This is a genomic window from Halanaerocella petrolearia (assembly GCF_054657875.1).
In genome coordinates this window covers 596921-612304 of the sequence record NZ_BAAHXW010000002.1, presented here as the reverse complement: position 1 = coordinate 612304, position 15384 = coordinate 596921, and the positions used below count along the sequence as shown (strand labels likewise).

Here is a 15384-nt window from a genome sequence, read left to right as displayed (position 1 = left end):
TATAACTGACAACTATTTAAGTTTACCATTAATTCCTACAGTCTCTACCTCTAAATCTAAATCTGAACCAGCAGTCTGAATAGCCTGCTCAGCAATTCTGACTAATCCTCCACAACAAGGAACTTCCATCCGAGCTACAGTAATACTATTTAAATCATTCTCCTTAATAATTGCTGCTAATTTATCCACATAAGCTTGAGCATCATCTAATTTAGGACAACCCATAGCTACTGCTCTTCCCTTCAACATCTTTTGGTGATAATTACCATAAGCTGCTGGCACACAATCAGCTGTTACCAATAAATCAGCATTTTTGAAGTATGGTGCTGTAGGAGGTACTAAATGAATCTGTACTGGCCATTGCTCTAATTGTGATTCAACTTCTACCTCATCTTCAGTCGATTCTGTATTAGTTTTATTCATCATTCTCATTCTACTTCCAGGACAACCACCTGTATGTCCAGCATGACTATGATTATGTCCTGTTGTTGTATCTTCTTCATCTGCATGTTCTTCTTGTGCTTTCATCATTTCTTCTACAGCCTCTTCTCCTCTTAATTCTTTTACATGATCTTTAGTCGCTTCTATATCAAATTCTTTAGCTTCTCGTTCTTCAATTGTTAAAGCTCCTGTAGGACACTCACCAATACAGTCTCCAAATCCATCACAAAACTCTTCATTTACTAATTTAGCTACTCCGTCTACAATCTGTAATGCTCCCTCGTGACACCCTGTAATACATTCACCACAACCGTTACATTTATCTTCATCAATCTTAACAATCTCTCGTTTAGCCATCTTAATCTCCCCTTTCAAGATTTATAATTAAATTATTTGTTTTCTTTATTATCGTCACTTATATTATATTGATAAGTTACCAATGATTCTGTGAACTTTATCACAGAGGGTAATATTTTTTATTTTATACCAGTAATCTCTTACTAAAAGTATTTTACATAAAAAGAGAGGAACTTAATCAAGTTCCCCTTAAATAATCTATACCTTAAATTCTTCAACTAAACTCTGTAGTTTTTGTGCCATATTCGCTAATTCTTGTGAAGAATAAGTTATTTCATCAGACATATTATCCACATCTCCAGCAGCACTCATAATATCATCACTGCTTTGGGCCAAGTCCTGAGTAGCAGCAGCTGTTTCTTGAATTTGAACTGCCGTTTCTTTACTAGCATTCTGTATCTCAGCAAAAACTTCACCATTCTCTTCTACACTAGCTCGTCCCTGTTGTACCATATTCTCAACTCTTCTAATTGCATCTAATCCAGTATCAGACTTGGTTTGGATTTTATCAATTAAATCAGTTATTTTATTAGTAGCTTGATTAGTCTCCTCTGATAAATCCCTAATCTCTTCAGCCACCACTGCAAAACCTTGACCTGCTTCTCCTGCCCTTGCTGCTTCAATAGCAGCATTTAAAGCTAATAGATTAGTCTGTTCTGCAATATTGGTGATTAATTCTATAATTCCTCCAATTTCTTGTGAAGTATCATCTAATTCATCAATGACATCCACTGTTTTCTTAACAGTAGAACTGATCTCATTCATATTCTCTAGAGTTTCTTCAATATGTTCATCTCCAACATCTGTCTTAGAATTAGACTGCTGAGCAAAACTACTTACTTCTTCTGCACTAGCAGAAATCTGTTGAATACTGGCCGACATATCCTCGATAATTTCATTTGCTGTCTTAATTGTAGCATTCCCTTCTTGGGCTGAAGCAGATAATTCTTCGCTATAAGCTGATAAATTTTCAATTGAATCTAGTAATTTAGTTATTAGGTCTCTCTGTTGACTAACAGTAGAATTAAAACCAGATGCTAACTTACCTAACTCATCTTCACTATTAATATTTAAGCTTATTCGTAAATCTCCTGACGCTAACTTCTTCATAGCTTTCAAAATCTTATTTAAATTATTAGTTATATAATTAGAAATTTTTGTTACAACTAATGTGAAAATAATAGCTGCTAAAATAAAAACTCCAAATATAATCTTTAAAGTTTTGTCTTTAAAACTAGAAATTTCTTTTTTAGACTTATTTAAAGTAGAATTAACAACAGATTGATAACTACCTGCTCCTATAAACCAGTTTGTACCTTCTATTGGTTCAACATATCCAAACTTTTGTTCTTTTTGACTAGTATTAGGATTTTCATAAATATAATTTATAAATCCGCCACCTGCTTTAGAAGTACTTACTAATTCCCTTATAATATATTTACCATTAGCATCTTGTAAATCCCATCTATTACTTCCTTCCTTGACTCGATCTAGTGGTAAAGAAATAGTATCCCCATTATAATTATAAATAAAAAAGTAACCGACCTTCCCAAAATTTATTTTAGAATTTCGTTTAGCTATTAAATCTTTTAACTCTGATTTAGATAATTTTCCTTTCTTTTCTTTATAGATTTGACTAAAAGTTTTGGCTACAGAATGAGTAGCATTCTTAATTCTTTCCCTCTCTTTTCCTAATAATACCTTCTTTAAATTTTGACTATTCTCTTGCTGTAACCTATTAAATTGATACCCCACTACTCCTCCAATAACTACCATTACCAATAAGAAACTAATCCCAATACCCAATATAATCTTGAATTTAATGTTTAAGTTCTTTATCTTCTCCACTACTAGTCCTCCTTCTAGTATTAATACAAAATTAGGGTAATATAACAAATATCATAATTAAGCTTACATTGTTCTATTTCCCCCTAGTTACACATTTTCCTCCTAAACTAATATTAAAGTAGTTTTCATCACTATCTTTGCTGTTTCTTCAAACTGCAAGTTCTCCCTTCAAGTCCTTCGGACTCTCCGTGTATAAAAACTATAGTTCTTTTTTCAGTGCATCTATTTTATCTCGCAACTCAGCAGCTTTTTCAAATTCTAGTTGTTCCGCTGCTTCTTTCATTTCTAGTTCTAATTCTGTAATTTTATCCTCTAATTCTTCAACTGACATCTCATCAGCCTCTTCGTTAGATATATCATAATTAGCTTTAGATTCTGCTACCATATCAACTGGACGTAAGATATCACGTACTTCTTTTCTAATTGTTTCTGGAGTAACATTATGTTTTTCATTAAATTCTATCTGTAATTCTCTTCTCCTTTTAGTCTCATCAATAGCCTCTTTCATCGAATCAGTCATCTTATCTGCATACATTATTACTCGCCCATTTACATTTCGAGCAGCTCGTCCAATTGTCTGTACTAAAGAGGTTGTTGATCTTAAAAACCCTTCTTTGTCAGCATCTAATATAGCTACTAATGATACTTCAGGAATATCCAATCCTTCTCGTAATAAATTAATCCCTACTAAAACATCAAATTTACCTAATCTCAAATCTCTAATAATCTCTAAACGCTCAATAGTATCTATATCAGAATGTAAGTATCTGACCTTTATTCCAGCCTCAGCTAAATAATCAGTCAGATCTTCAGCCATCTTTTTGGTTAAAGTGGTAATTAAAGCCCGTTCATCATTAGCAACTATATCTTGTAGTTCTGTTAATAGGTCATCAATCTGATGTTTAATTGGTCTTACATCTACTTTAGGATCAACTAAACCTGTTGGACGTACAATCTGCTCTACTACTTGCCTGCTTCTTTCTAATTCATATTCTTTAGGAGTAGCAGAAATATAAAGTGCTTGATTAACTAATTTCTCAAATTCAGTAAATTTTAAAGGACGATTATCTAAAGCAGAAGGTAGTCTAAATCCATGTTCAACTAACCTCTCTTTGCGGGCCCTATCTCCTGCATACATACCACCAATTTGAGGAATTGTCTTATGTGACTCATCTACTACTAATAAGAAATCATCAGGAAAATAATCAAGTAATGTCTGTGGTCGAGAACCAGCTGGTCTATCTTCTAACAGCCTAGAATAGTTTTCAATTCCTGAGCAAGAACCTACTTCAGCCAACATTTCCATATCATATTTAGTTCTTTCTTCTAACCTTTGGGCTTCTACTAACTTTCCTTCATTTCTTAACTCTTCTAATCTCTTCTCTAACTCTGCTTCAATATCTTTTAAGGCTCGATTAATCTTATCCTGAGGTTTAACAAAGTGGCTGGCTGGATAAATAGTCACCTCTTCTAATTGATTTAATATCTCACCAGTAACTGTATCTACCTCTCTAATTCTATCTACCTCATCACCAAAAAGCTCTACTCTATAAGCTTTATCTTCATAAGCAGGAATAATCTCAATTGTATCCCCCCTAACTCTAAAGCTTCCTCGATCAAAATCGATATCATTGCGTTGATACTGAATATTAATTAATTCTTTAATAATCTCATCTCTTTCTTTAATCATTCCTTCTTCTAAATAACAAGTTAAGTCTAAATAATCAGCTGGATTACCTAACCCATAAATACAAGAAACACTAGCTACAATAATTACATCCTCTCTTTCAAATAAAGATCTAGTAGCTGATAGTCTTAATTTATCAACCTCTTCATTAATTGCAGCATCTTTTTCAATATAAGTATCACTTTGAGGAACATAAGCCTCTGGTTGATAATAATCGTAATAACTAACAAAATACTCAACTCGATTCTCAGGAAAAAATTCCTTAAACTCACTACATAATTGTGCTGCTAGAGTCTTATTATGAGCAATAACTAAAGTTGGTTTTTTTACCTTTTCGATAACATTAGCTACTGTAAAAGTCTTACCTGAACCGGTAACACCTAATAATGTCTGTTCTTCCATTCCTTTATTAATACCTGTAGCTAACTTATCAATAGCTTGTGGCTGATCACCCTGTGGCGTATATTCAGATACTAACTCAAAATTTGGCATATCCTTGACCTCCCCTTACAACAATTCTTAACAGAATTTTTTTATAACGAATTTACTGATCACTAATTCCTCACACTACCACTAATAAAGAAAAAGCACCTCAATAAAATAAGGTGCTTAAACTTAAACTATTTAACTAACTGAGAAGCATAGACTAACTTAATACCCCAGTCTTCTAATTTAGGAATTACTTCTTGTAAAGCTAAAGCTGTATTCTGTCTGACGTGACCAATAACTACTAGTTCTTTCTTCTTTAAAGCAATCTTACCTAATCGTAACAGCATCTTCTTAATCTCTTTTTTCTTATCAATATTATCGATAAATAGATAATTAGCTACTGTTGGTAAATTGTTGGCCCGAGCTACTTCAAAAGCAACTGAATCAGCAGAAGTACTACTATCTACATAAAAGATTTCTCTATCTTTTAATACCTTAACTATCTCTTTCATTACTCGCTTATTAGATGTACCCTTAGACCCCATATGATTATTAATTCCCATAACTTGAGGTAAACTATTCAAGTTATCCTGTAAAGTAGTTCGAATTTCCTCTTTAGTCATAGACGTATCTATAGCCCCAGCACCAGGATCTACCTTAGGGTTTAAAGGCTCTAATGGTTGATGCAAAATCAACTCTTGATCAGCCTCTTTAACTAGTTTGGCATCATGTTGAGAAAAAGGACGCCCAGGTAAAACAGCTAAAGTCAAAGGACGTTTAATCTTTAACATTTCTTCTGTTCCTTTATGATTGAAACCTAAGTCATCAATAACCACTGCCATTTTAGCCACTGGAGGTTCTTGAACAAACTGTAATTTATGAGTCAATAAACTTAAATCAGTCTGAGGTGAAAAGCTAATCTTGATAGTTAAAATCTGTTTCTCATTCTTCTGCCACTGAGTCTTAACAATAGGAAACCTAGTCTTAAATTTATTAATAATCTCTTCTTTATAATCTGATAACAATCTCCCTTTAGCTCCAAACAAAGGAACTTCTAACTGACGATAGTTATAGTTCCAAAAAAATTTATATTCATTTACTTTTTTCTGCTCTTTCTGCTTTACAGATATTAATTCCTTTACTTCTTTTAATCCTAACTCTTCTAGAGTAAGATTAATCTCTTCCTGAAAAGTAGCTATCTCCTGCTTATAATTAACCTTGATTGATTGATCTTTAGTCTGCTGCTTATCTGTATTATTTTCTGAAACATTGTTATTAGTAATTGTTGGCTTAGTTTCTTGAGTACAAGATACTGTAACTAAAACTAGTATAATACAAATTAGGGGTAAAATAAATCTTTTAGACTTCATCAGCCTAATTCCTCTCTATTTTAATTTTTGTTGTAAAACCTTAATTGCTTTCTGTAATTGTTCATCTTCTGGTGTATCCAAGTTCTGCTCAACTATTATATCTGGCTTGATACCTTCATGATTAATATAACGTCCTTGAGGAGTATAATAACGTGCTGTAGTCAATTTAACTGCCGAACCATCTGGGAATGGAACTACACTCTGTACTACACCTTTACCAAAAGTCTGCTTTCCAATAACGACACCTCGAGTATGATCCTGAATAGCACCTGTCACAATTTCAGAAGCACTAGCACTACCCTTATTTACTAAAATAACTAGTGGTGCATTAATAGCATCTATCTTTTTAACTACAGAATAAGTTTTCTTGTGTCCTTCTCTATCTTTAACAGAAACCACTTTTCCCTCTGCTATAAAATTACTAGTTACTTCATTAGCCTGCTGTAATATACCGCCAGGATTATTTCTTAAGTCTAGAATAAAGGCTTGAGTACCTTTCTTATGTAGCTTTTCTATCCTATCAGAAATTTTTGGTCCAACTTCTTGAATAAACTGGCTTAGTCTGATATAACCTATTTTATCTTCTTTAAGCTCTGAAGTGACATATGGTACTTCTATTTCTGCTCTAGTAATATCTATTGTTAGATTTTCATACTTCATTTGAGATTGATTATTCTGGTCTGTTTCTTTTTTCTTTCTCTTAATTTCTAAAGTTACGTCAGTACCTGCTTTGCCTTTCATTATACTTACAGCCTTCTTCATTGTCATCCCTTTAGTAGATTTACTATTAATAGTCATAATCATATCTCCAGCTTTTAGTCCTGCTTTATCTCCAGGTGTTCCTTTAATTGGAGATACAACTGTTAATTGGTTGTTTTTCATAGTAATTACTATTCCAATACCACTATACTTACCTGAAAAATCTTCTTTCATATTTTCATATTCTTGAGGTGGTAAGTAGACTGTATAAGGGTCATCTAATGATTTTAACATTCCATTAATAGCACCAGTTAATAGCTTATCCATATCTGGTTTCTCTACATAATTTTTCTTTACTACATCTAAAACTAAGAATAGCTTTTGAATCGGATTTAATTGTTGATTTTGAGATTTAATAGGTGTAGAATTGGCTTGCACTTTATGAAAAAAGAAACCTGCTGTTCCTGCAACAAATAACATCACTAAAACTAATAAAGTTCCTAAAATACGTCGTTTATTAAACATTCATTTACCCTGCCTTCCTTTTTCTATTACTAATATATTATTTTATAACTAGTTAAATTAATTGTATCACTCTTTTTTTTTCTTCGCAAACAGAATAAGTTGGAATAATTCTCGTTTAAAATCTATATTTAAAAAATATTGAAAAGAATAGTTTAAGCTAGTATAAAAAGCTCAGTCCCTAAAACAACCACTATATATAGTGTTATTCAGATTTTAGATGCACTATATATAGTTGACACATCCTTCAAAATAAGATAAAATCGTCATTGTCGCACTTAGGAAATCGTTAATTTGATGGGTCAAAAGGGAGGAACGTCAATGACAATTAATTATATTAAAAAACGTAACGGAAATAAAGTCTCTTTTAAAAAAGAAAAGATTGAAGAAGCAATTTTTAAAGCTACTAAAGCAGTAGATAAAGCAGATAGAGCAACTGCTCAAGAAGTAACTCAAGAAGTTATATCCTATCTTGAAATTTTTGCTAAATCAGAAACAATTCCAACTGTAGAACAGATTCAAGATTTAGTAGAGAAGATTTTAATTGAAAAAGGAGAAGCAGAAGTAGCTAAAGCTTATATTCTTTATAGAAATCAACATACTAAATTAAGAAATACAGAAGAAATCTTCAATGATGCTATTGATGCTATTGGTAATTACTTGGATCGTAGTGACTGGAAAGTAAATGAAAATAGTAATATGGGATATTCATTACAAGGATTAAATAACCATATTGCCTCTGAAGCTACAGCCCAATACTGGTTACAAGAAGTATATCCACAAGAGATTAGAAAAAAACATAAATCAGGAGATTTACATATTCATGATTTAGGTAACTTATCAGTTTACTGTTGTGGATGGGATCTTAAGGATCTATTATTAGAAGGCTTTAGTGGAGTTGAGCATAAAGTAGAAAGTGAACCTCCTAAACATTTTGATACTGCCTTAATGCAGATGGTAAACTTTCTATTTACCCTACAAGGAGAAGCGGCGGGTGCCCAAGCCTTCTCTAACTTTGATACATATCTAGCCCCATTTGTTGCTTATGATAATCTAAGCTATAAAGAAGTTAAACAAGGTATGCAGAAGTTTATTTATAATTTAAATGTACCAACTCGTGTAGGTTTCCAAACTCCATTTACAAACATTACTATGGATTTGAAAGTACCAGCAATGATGGCAGATGAACCAATAATCATTTCTGGTGAATACAAAGATGAAACCTACAAAGAATTTCAAGATGAAATGAATATGATAAATAAGGCCTTTGCTGAAGTAATGATGGAAGGAGACAAGAAAGGAAGAGTATTTAGCTTTCCTATTCCTACTTACAATATTACAGAAGATTTTAATTGGGATAATAAAGTATTAGAACCAATCTGGAAAATGACTGCTAAATATGGCATTCCCTATTTCAGCAACTATATTAACTCAGATATGAATCCAGAAGATGCTAGAAGTATGTGCTGTCGATTACGTCTTGATAACACTGAACTCCGGAAGCGTGGCGGAGGGCTATTTGGATCTAATCCACTAACAGGTAGTATTGGAGTTGTAACATTAAATATGGCTCGAATTGGCTACCTCGCCGAAGATAAAGAAGACTTTATCAATCAAGTTACTGAGCTTATGGATTTAGCTAAAGAATCATTAATGATTAAACGAAAAGTATTAGAGAGATTAACTGAACAAGGCCTATATCCTTATAGTAAGTTCTTCTTACGTAACATAAAACAGCGGTTTGATGAATACTGGAAGAATCATTTTAATACAATAGGTCTTTTAGGTATGAATGAAGCACTAATTAATTTCATGGGCCAAAATATTGCACAACAAGAAGCTAGAGAGTTTGGTCTTAAAGTAATGAGAATAATGAGAGAAAAGCTACAAGACTATCAAGAAGAGACTGGAGATATCTTTAATCTAGAAGCTACTCCAGGTGAAGGAACAACCTATAGATTTGCTAAATCTGATAGAGAAAGATATGGAGACGATATTATCTGTGCTAATCAAGATAGAGTTGTAGAAGAAGATGCTGAACCATATTACACCAACTCTACTCAGCTACCTGTAGGATATACAAATGATATTTTTGAGGCTTTAGAGTTACAAGATAATTTCCAAACTCTATATACAGGAGGCACTGTTCATCACGGATTTATTGGAGAAAGAATGCCTAACACTACAGCTACTAAGAAGTTAATTAAAAGATCATTTGAAAAATTTGAATTACCTTATCTAAGCATTACCCCTACTTTCAGTATCTGTCCTAAGCATGGTTACTTAGCTGGAGAGTATGAGTATTGTCCTAAATGTGATGCTGAAATGAAATATGATAAAGCAGAATAAAGAAGGTTGATAATATGAAGATAGCAGGTGTCCAAAAGACAACTTTAATTGATTATCCAGAGCAGATAGCTAGTATTATATTTACCCAAGGCTGTAATCTAAAGTGTCCCTATTGTCATAATCCTAATTTAATCTCTAAACCAGAAATTAAAACAGAATATCTACCTTTAGAACAGCTATGGAAGTTTTTAGATAATAGAAAAGATTTAATTGATGGCGTCTGTATTACAGGTGGCGAGCCTACTTTACAACCTAATTTAGAAGAACTAATTAAAGATATAAGAAACTATGGATTAAAAATCAAACTAGATACTAATGGTAGCAGACCTAAAGTTTTAAAAAAACTGATAGACCAAAATCTAATTGATTATATAGCAATGGATATCAAAGGTCCATTAGATAAATATAATAAATTTACTGATAGATCAATTACTGATCAAATAATTACTAGTATAAATTTAATTAAAGACTCTAACTTGAATTATGAATTTAGAACTACTGTAGTCCCTAGTCTCCATGATACTGATGATATCAAAAAAATTGGTAAACTGATTACTAACGCCAACTACTACTATATTCAAAACTTTAGATCAGCTAATACATTAGATCCTAAGTTACAAGAAAAGCAAGGTTTTCCCCCAGCTAAATTAGAGGAATTTAAACAGATTGCTGAAGATTATGTAACAGAAGTAAATATCCGAAATTAAGGAGGTGTAAAAATGGCTAAAGAAACAAAAAGACAAAAGTGTAAGGTATATAGTAGAGTGGTTGGCTTCATTACTCCTACTAGCAACTGGAATAAGGCAAAGAAAGAAGAATTTCAAGATAGAGAAACATATGATCAAGTCTTAGCTGAGGCTAAGTAATTTTAACATAGAAAAGAGGTGCCAAGAGGCACCTCTTTTCACTATACTACTTAAGTAATTCCTTAATCTCATCCTTGCTAGGTACTCTGCCCTTAATCTTAACATCACCATCAACTGCTAACCCTGGTGTGCTCATTACTCCAGCTTTAGCAATCTCAGCCATATCTTCAACCTTCTCTACTTGGGCATCAATTCCTAACTCTTTAACTGCTTCTTGAGCATTCTCAGCTAATGTAACACAGTTTTTACAACCTGGCCCATAAATAGTAACTTTCATTTTTTCACCTCCTTTTTAATTTATAATTTAAATATATCACTTTCAGTGACACTAGTTGTGAGTCATGTGTCCTGTGTCATGAGCTAAATCAAAACCAATTTTTAAAGATATGGGTTTAATATATTAAGCCCTCTACTTTTTTTATATTCATTCGTTATTCCTTATTTTTTATTCTTTATTAACTATTCCCTATGTCTTATTATTTAATTATTAATTCTTCATTCTCAATTACCAATTGATCCTACATCGCTATATTAAAATATACATCTACAAAATTAAATAAATAACCAACACCTATAATTGCTATTCCTACGACAGCAATAAAGATAGCAATCAACTTAGGTTTTATTACTTTACGTAAGATAACCATCTCTGGTAAAGATAAAGCAGTAGTAGCCATCATAAAACTTAAAGCAGTTCCTAAAGCTACTCCTTTATTCATTAAAGCCTGGGCAATAGGAATAGTTCCCATAGCATTAGAATATAGAGGAATACCAAATAAAACTGCTACAATAACTGCTAGTGGATTTCCTTCTCCTGCATACTTAGCCAAAACACTTGCTGGAGCATAGCCATGAATTAAAGCACCAATAGCAATTCCAATAATTACATACTTCCAGACACGCCCAACAATCTCTTTAACTTGGCCCTTAGCATATTTAATTCTATCTTGCCATGATAACTCATCTATTTCATCTTCATCTATCTCAATCTGATAGACATATTCTTCTACTTCATCTTCTAAGCCTAGACTTCCAATTATTATTCCTCCTACAATACCAACTACAAGCCCACTAATTAAATATAAAGTCCCCACCTTCCAACCAAATAAAGAATATAACATAACTAATGCTACTTCATTAACAATTGGAGAAGTAATAAGGAAGGAAAAGGTAATACCTAATGGAACTCCTGATTCAACAAAACCAATAAAGATAGGTACAGATGAACAAGAACAAAAAGGAGTCACTACTCCTAAAATAGAAGCCAAAGCATTACCAACATACTTTTTTCTGTTACTTAATAACTTTTTTGTCCTCTCAGGCGGAAAGAAACTCCGAATAATAGAAATCCCAAAGATCATTATAGTTAATAAAAATAAGATTTTAATTGTATCATAAATAAAGAAGTGAACAGACTCACCTAGCCGAGTTGTTTCACTAAAACCAAACCAATTGTACACCATTAAATCAGCAAACCACTCAATTATACTAAATCACTCCTTAGTTAAAACCTCTCTAGTCTCATTAATTTGATCTAACAAAATATCTTTAGCTAAGTCTAAAATATCTATAATTTGTTCATCCTTTAAGCTATAATAAACTTTTAAACCATCTTTTCTACTTTTCACTAATTGGTTCTGCTTTAACTTGCTCAAATGCTGAGAAATATTAGATTGACTTTGATCTAACTCTTCATAGATATGACAAACACATAACTCGCCTTCTGTTAATAACTCTATAACTTTAATTCTAGTTGGATGGGCCAACGCCTTAAATAAATCACTCTTTAATTTAGAAATTAATGACATTATACTCCTCCTTCTATAAGTATATTATAATATCCTAATATTAATTTTAAAAAAATATAACTATATTAACATCTTCTAATATAATTATATGTTTGCAGAGTAGTTATTGTCAATAAAAATATTTAAAATGGTATTTAATCGAGATATTTCTGCAGTTTACAGTTTACAATTTACAGTGTACAGTTAAGGTCAAAACCAATAAAAATCTAAGATGTATCTTTACTAAAAATAATTTTGTTATCTCTAAAAAGTTTTGATTTTAAATAAGAAAAACAATGCGACTTTTTACTTAAGATAGCAGTTAATATATGAATCAAAAGTGTTGAATATAATCTAGTAATCCTTTAATAGTAGGAAACATAACTTGTTTTTCTAAAAAATCTTTTTGTACCTTTTTAGTAGTTTTATCAGATGTAAATGAAAAATAGTCAGTTACTTCAATTCATTTATTGTTAAACTATATAGCTGATTAAAATTATTGAATTAATGATAAAGACTACTAATTGCGTTCTGAATGAAATGAAGAAGTACTCTTGGGGTGTATTTTGACAAAAGGTACTCGGAAGAAGGCCGATAGGCCGTTCCGAAACCGCCTTTGAATTCAATTTTTTAAGCTAACTTTTTATTAAAAAGTGAAACATTATCTCGATATCATTTTACTTTTATAATTATCTACCTTTTAAGAAACCACTGTCTAGTACGGTTAGCAATACCTACTAATGCCAACATAACTGGAACTTCAACTAATACTCCTACTACTGTCGCTAAAGCAGCCCCTGATCTTAAACCAAAGATAGAAATAGCTGTTGCTACTGCTAACTCAAAGAAATTACTAGCTCCTATCATACTAGCTGGTGCAGCTACAGAATGATCTAATTTAAGCAGTTTAGCGCCACCATAACCTAAAATAAAGATAAAGAAGGTCTGAATCGTTAGTGGAATAGCAATTAATAAAATATCAAATGGATTATTTAAAATAATATCTCCTTGAAAAGAGAACAAAATAATTAATGTTAATAATAACCCAATAATTGTGAAATTATCTAAACTCTTTAGATAGATATTCTCAAACCACTCTAGACCTTTATTCTTAATTATATATTTTCGTGATAAATAACCAGCTACTAACGGCACAACAATATATAATACAACAGATAATAGTACTGTATCATATGGCACACTGAAGTCAGTTACTCCTAATAGAAACATTACTAAAGGAGCATAAGCAAAAACTAAGACTAAATCATTAACAGCTACCTGAACTAAAGTATAATTTGCATCTCCATCTGTTAAATAACTCCAGACAAAAACCATTGCTGTACAAGGTGCTGCCCCTAATAAAATTGCACCTGCTATATATTGATCAGCTAACTGAGGACTAATAAAAGCACCAAAAATATTCTTTAAGAATAACCAAGCAAAAAAAGCCATGGTAAAAGGTTTAATTAACCAATTTACTACTAATGTTAAACCCAAACCTTTAGGTTTATTCCCTGCCTCTACAATACTACTAAAATCAATCTGTACCATCATCGGATAGATCATAAACCAGATTAAAATTGCTACTGGAATAGAAACTTGAGCATATTCAAATTGACTAAGTGTTTCTGGAATTGCTGGTAAAAAGCGACCAATCCCAATTCCAATTATAATACATAATGCTACCCAAACCGTTAAATATCTCTCAAAAAAACCTAATCCTCCTTCTTCAATTTCCTCCTTAGTCTCCACTTCTTGTTTCATAATAATCCTCCTTCTTAATATCTTTTTTCTAATTATTCATTATCAATTTTCAATTATTAATTATTTACCCAATGCCTTGCTCTAGCAGCTCAATCGATTCATCTGCTAAATCCGTCTCCTTTATTTTAGCAGTTACCTTCTCTACTGGATAAGATACTTCAATAAATTCAACCTTTATCTGATTATCTTTAACCTCAATAATTGTATAAATTGCATTAGGATTACCATGCTTTGGTTTACCAATACTTCCTACATTAATTACATGTTTATCATTAATTATTTTATGATAAGGCAAATGAGTGTGACCACAGATTAAAATGTCCTCTTGTAACTCTGCTGTTACTTCTTTAACCTGTTCACTGTCAGCATACAAGTATTCATTTAATCTTCGCGGACTACCATGAACTACTAAAGCAATATAACCATCTAGTTGCAAATTTAACTCCTGTGGTAAATTACTTAAAAATTCTTTATTATTATCTGTAGTCTCTTCCCCAGTAAATTGAAGAGAGGATAGTCCTATCTTCTTAGCCTCTTCAGTCCTATAATCACAGCCACAAGCAATTCGACTATTTCCTATTGCCTCATCATAATTGCCCTGGACTGTTTTAATCTCTTCCTTTTTTATTTTGTCAATTACTTGATTAGGAAAAGGATTATAACCTACTAAATCACCTGCACAAACTACTTGATTAATATTTCTACTTTCAATATCCTTTAATACTTCTTCTAAAGCATAAATATTACTATGTATATCTGAGATTAAAGCTAATTTCATTTTTATCCTCCTTTAACAATTTGATTTTTCAAAATTTGATTGACTAGATTGCTTGGTAGTCATAAAATCTAAATTTTCCTGTAGTTGATCTAACTTCTTATCATTTAATTCATAATCAACCCATTTTCCACGCTTAGTAGCCTTAATTAGTCCAGCATTTTTAAGTACTTTAAGATGATGTGACATATTAGGTTGACTTATATCTAAATGATCTGTTAAATCACAGACACACATCTTGCCACAAGATAATAAATTAATAATCTGTAATCTTCGTTCATCAGCTAAGGCCTTTAACAATTGCGTAGTATTTTCTATTCTTTCTTTCATTACTATCTCCCCTCAATTTTATTTAAGAAACTTAAATTGCTTTATGGTTTAACTTGGAATTGGCTCACAACTTATTACTTATAACTCCTGACTATAACATAAACATATTTATATCTATTTATATGTTAAACAAAACTTAGACTATTGTCAAGAAATATAC

14 protein-coding genes are annotated in these 15384 nt (G+C 31.8%); 3 read left to right on the top strand and 11 right to left on the bottom strand.

The window, feature by feature from the left end; all coding sequences use genetic code 11:
- Positions 1 to 12: 12 nt before the first annotated feature.
- From ACYQ39_RS10285 to ACYQ39_RS10265, 5 genes are all read right to left on the bottom strand, one after another.
- Positions 13 to 798 (bottom strand): ATP-binding protein, encoded by a 786-nt coding sequence (locus ACYQ39_RS10285; RefSeq protein ID WP_459842745.1) that lies wholly within the window; start codon positions 796 to 798, stop codon positions 13 to 15.
- Positions 799 to 996: 198 nt separating this feature from the next.
- Positions 997 to 2646, bottom strand: a complete 1650-nt coding sequence (locus ACYQ39_RS10280; protein WP_459842743.1) for a methyl-accepting chemotaxis protein — start codon at positions 2644 to 2646, stop codon at positions 997 to 999.
- Positions 2647 to 2845: 199 nt separating this feature from the next.
- Complete coding sequence (gene uvrB / locus ACYQ39_RS10275; protein ID WP_459842741.1) at positions 2846 to 4825, bottom strand: excinuclease ABC subunit UvrB; 1980 nt, start codon at positions 4823 to 4825, stop codon at positions 2846 to 2848.
- 128 nt (positions 4826 to 4953) lie between these two features.
- Positions 4954 to 6132, bottom strand: coding sequence for a divergent polysaccharide deacetylase family protein (locus tag ACYQ39_RS10270; protein WP_459842739.1), 1179 nt, complete (start codon positions 6130 to 6132; stop codon positions 4954 to 4956).
- 15 nt (positions 6133 to 6147) lie between these two features.
- Complete coding sequence (locus tag ACYQ39_RS10265) at positions 6148 to 7356, bottom strand: S41 family peptidase (RefSeq protein ID WP_459842737.1); 1209 nt, start codon at positions 7354 to 7356, stop codon at positions 6148 to 6150.
- A 318-nt stretch (positions 7357 to 7674) separates the two neighbouring features.
- Here ACYQ39_RS10265 and ACYQ39_RS10260 point away from each other — a divergent pair, with 318 nt between their 5' ends.
- Genes ACYQ39_RS10260 through nrdD form a run of 3 tightly spaced genes read left to right on the top strand, consistent with a single transcriptional unit; the run spans position 7675 to position 10568 of the window.
- Complete coding sequence (locus ACYQ39_RS10260; RefSeq protein WP_459842735.1) at positions 7675 to 9702, top strand: ribonucleoside triphosphate reductase; 2028 nt, start codon at positions 7675 to 7677, stop codon at positions 9700 to 9702.
- 14 nt (positions 9703 to 9716) lie between these two features.
- Positions 9717 to 10409, top strand: coding sequence for an anaerobic ribonucleoside-triphosphate reductase activating protein (locus ACYQ39_RS10255; RefSeq protein WP_459842734.1), 693 nt, complete (start codon positions 9717 to 9719; stop codon positions 10407 to 10409).
- A 12-nt stretch (positions 10410 to 10421) separates the two neighbouring features.
- Positions 10422 to 10568, top strand: a complete 147-nt coding sequence (gene nrdD, locus ACYQ39_RS10250; protein WP_459842731.1) for an anaerobic ribonucleoside-triphosphate reductase — start codon at positions 10422 to 10424, stop codon at positions 10566 to 10568.
- 46 nt (positions 10569 to 10614) lie between these two features.
- On the opposite strand, the gene ACYQ39_RS10245 is transcribed toward nrdD, so the two are convergent.
- The 6 genes from ACYQ39_RS10245 to ACYQ39_RS10220 all read right to left on the bottom strand — a co-directional run bounded on the left by ACYQ39_RS10245 (position 10615) and on the right by ACYQ39_RS10220 (position 15224).
- The gene (locus ACYQ39_RS10245) at positions 10615 to 10845 is read right to left on the bottom strand and encodes a thioredoxin family protein (protein ID WP_459842729.1); all 231 of its coding nucleotides are present in this window, start codon (positions 10843 to 10845) and stop codon (positions 10615 to 10617) included.
- Between the two features lie 241 nt (positions 10846 to 11086).
- Complete coding sequence (locus tag ACYQ39_RS10240; protein WP_459844341.1) at positions 11087 to 12055, bottom strand: permease; 969 nt, start codon at positions 12053 to 12055, stop codon at positions 11087 to 11089.
- A 6-nt stretch (positions 12056 to 12061) separates the two neighbouring features.
- Positions 12062 to 12376 (bottom strand): ArsR/SmtB family transcription factor, encoded by a 315-nt coding sequence (locus tag ACYQ39_RS10235; RefSeq protein WP_459842727.1) that lies wholly within the window; start codon positions 12374 to 12376, stop codon positions 12062 to 12064.
- A 672-nt stretch (positions 12377 to 13048) separates the two neighbouring features.
- Positions 13049 to 14119 (bottom strand): ACR3 family arsenite efflux transporter, encoded by a 1071-nt coding sequence (arsB, locus tag ACYQ39_RS10230; RefSeq protein ID WP_459842725.1) that lies wholly within the window; start codon positions 14117 to 14119, stop codon positions 13049 to 13051.
- A gap of 64 nt (positions 14120 to 14183) precedes the next feature.
- Positions 14184 to 14897, bottom strand: a complete 714-nt coding sequence (locus ACYQ39_RS10225) for a metallophosphoesterase family protein (protein ID WP_459842723.1) — start codon at positions 14895 to 14897, stop codon at positions 14184 to 14186.
- A 12-nt stretch (positions 14898 to 14909) separates the two neighbouring features.
- Positions 14910 to 15224, bottom strand: coding sequence for an ArsR/SmtB family transcription factor (locus ACYQ39_RS10220; RefSeq protein ID WP_459842721.1), 315 nt, complete (start codon positions 15222 to 15224; stop codon positions 14910 to 14912).
- Positions 15225 to 15384 lie beyond the last annotated feature (160 nt).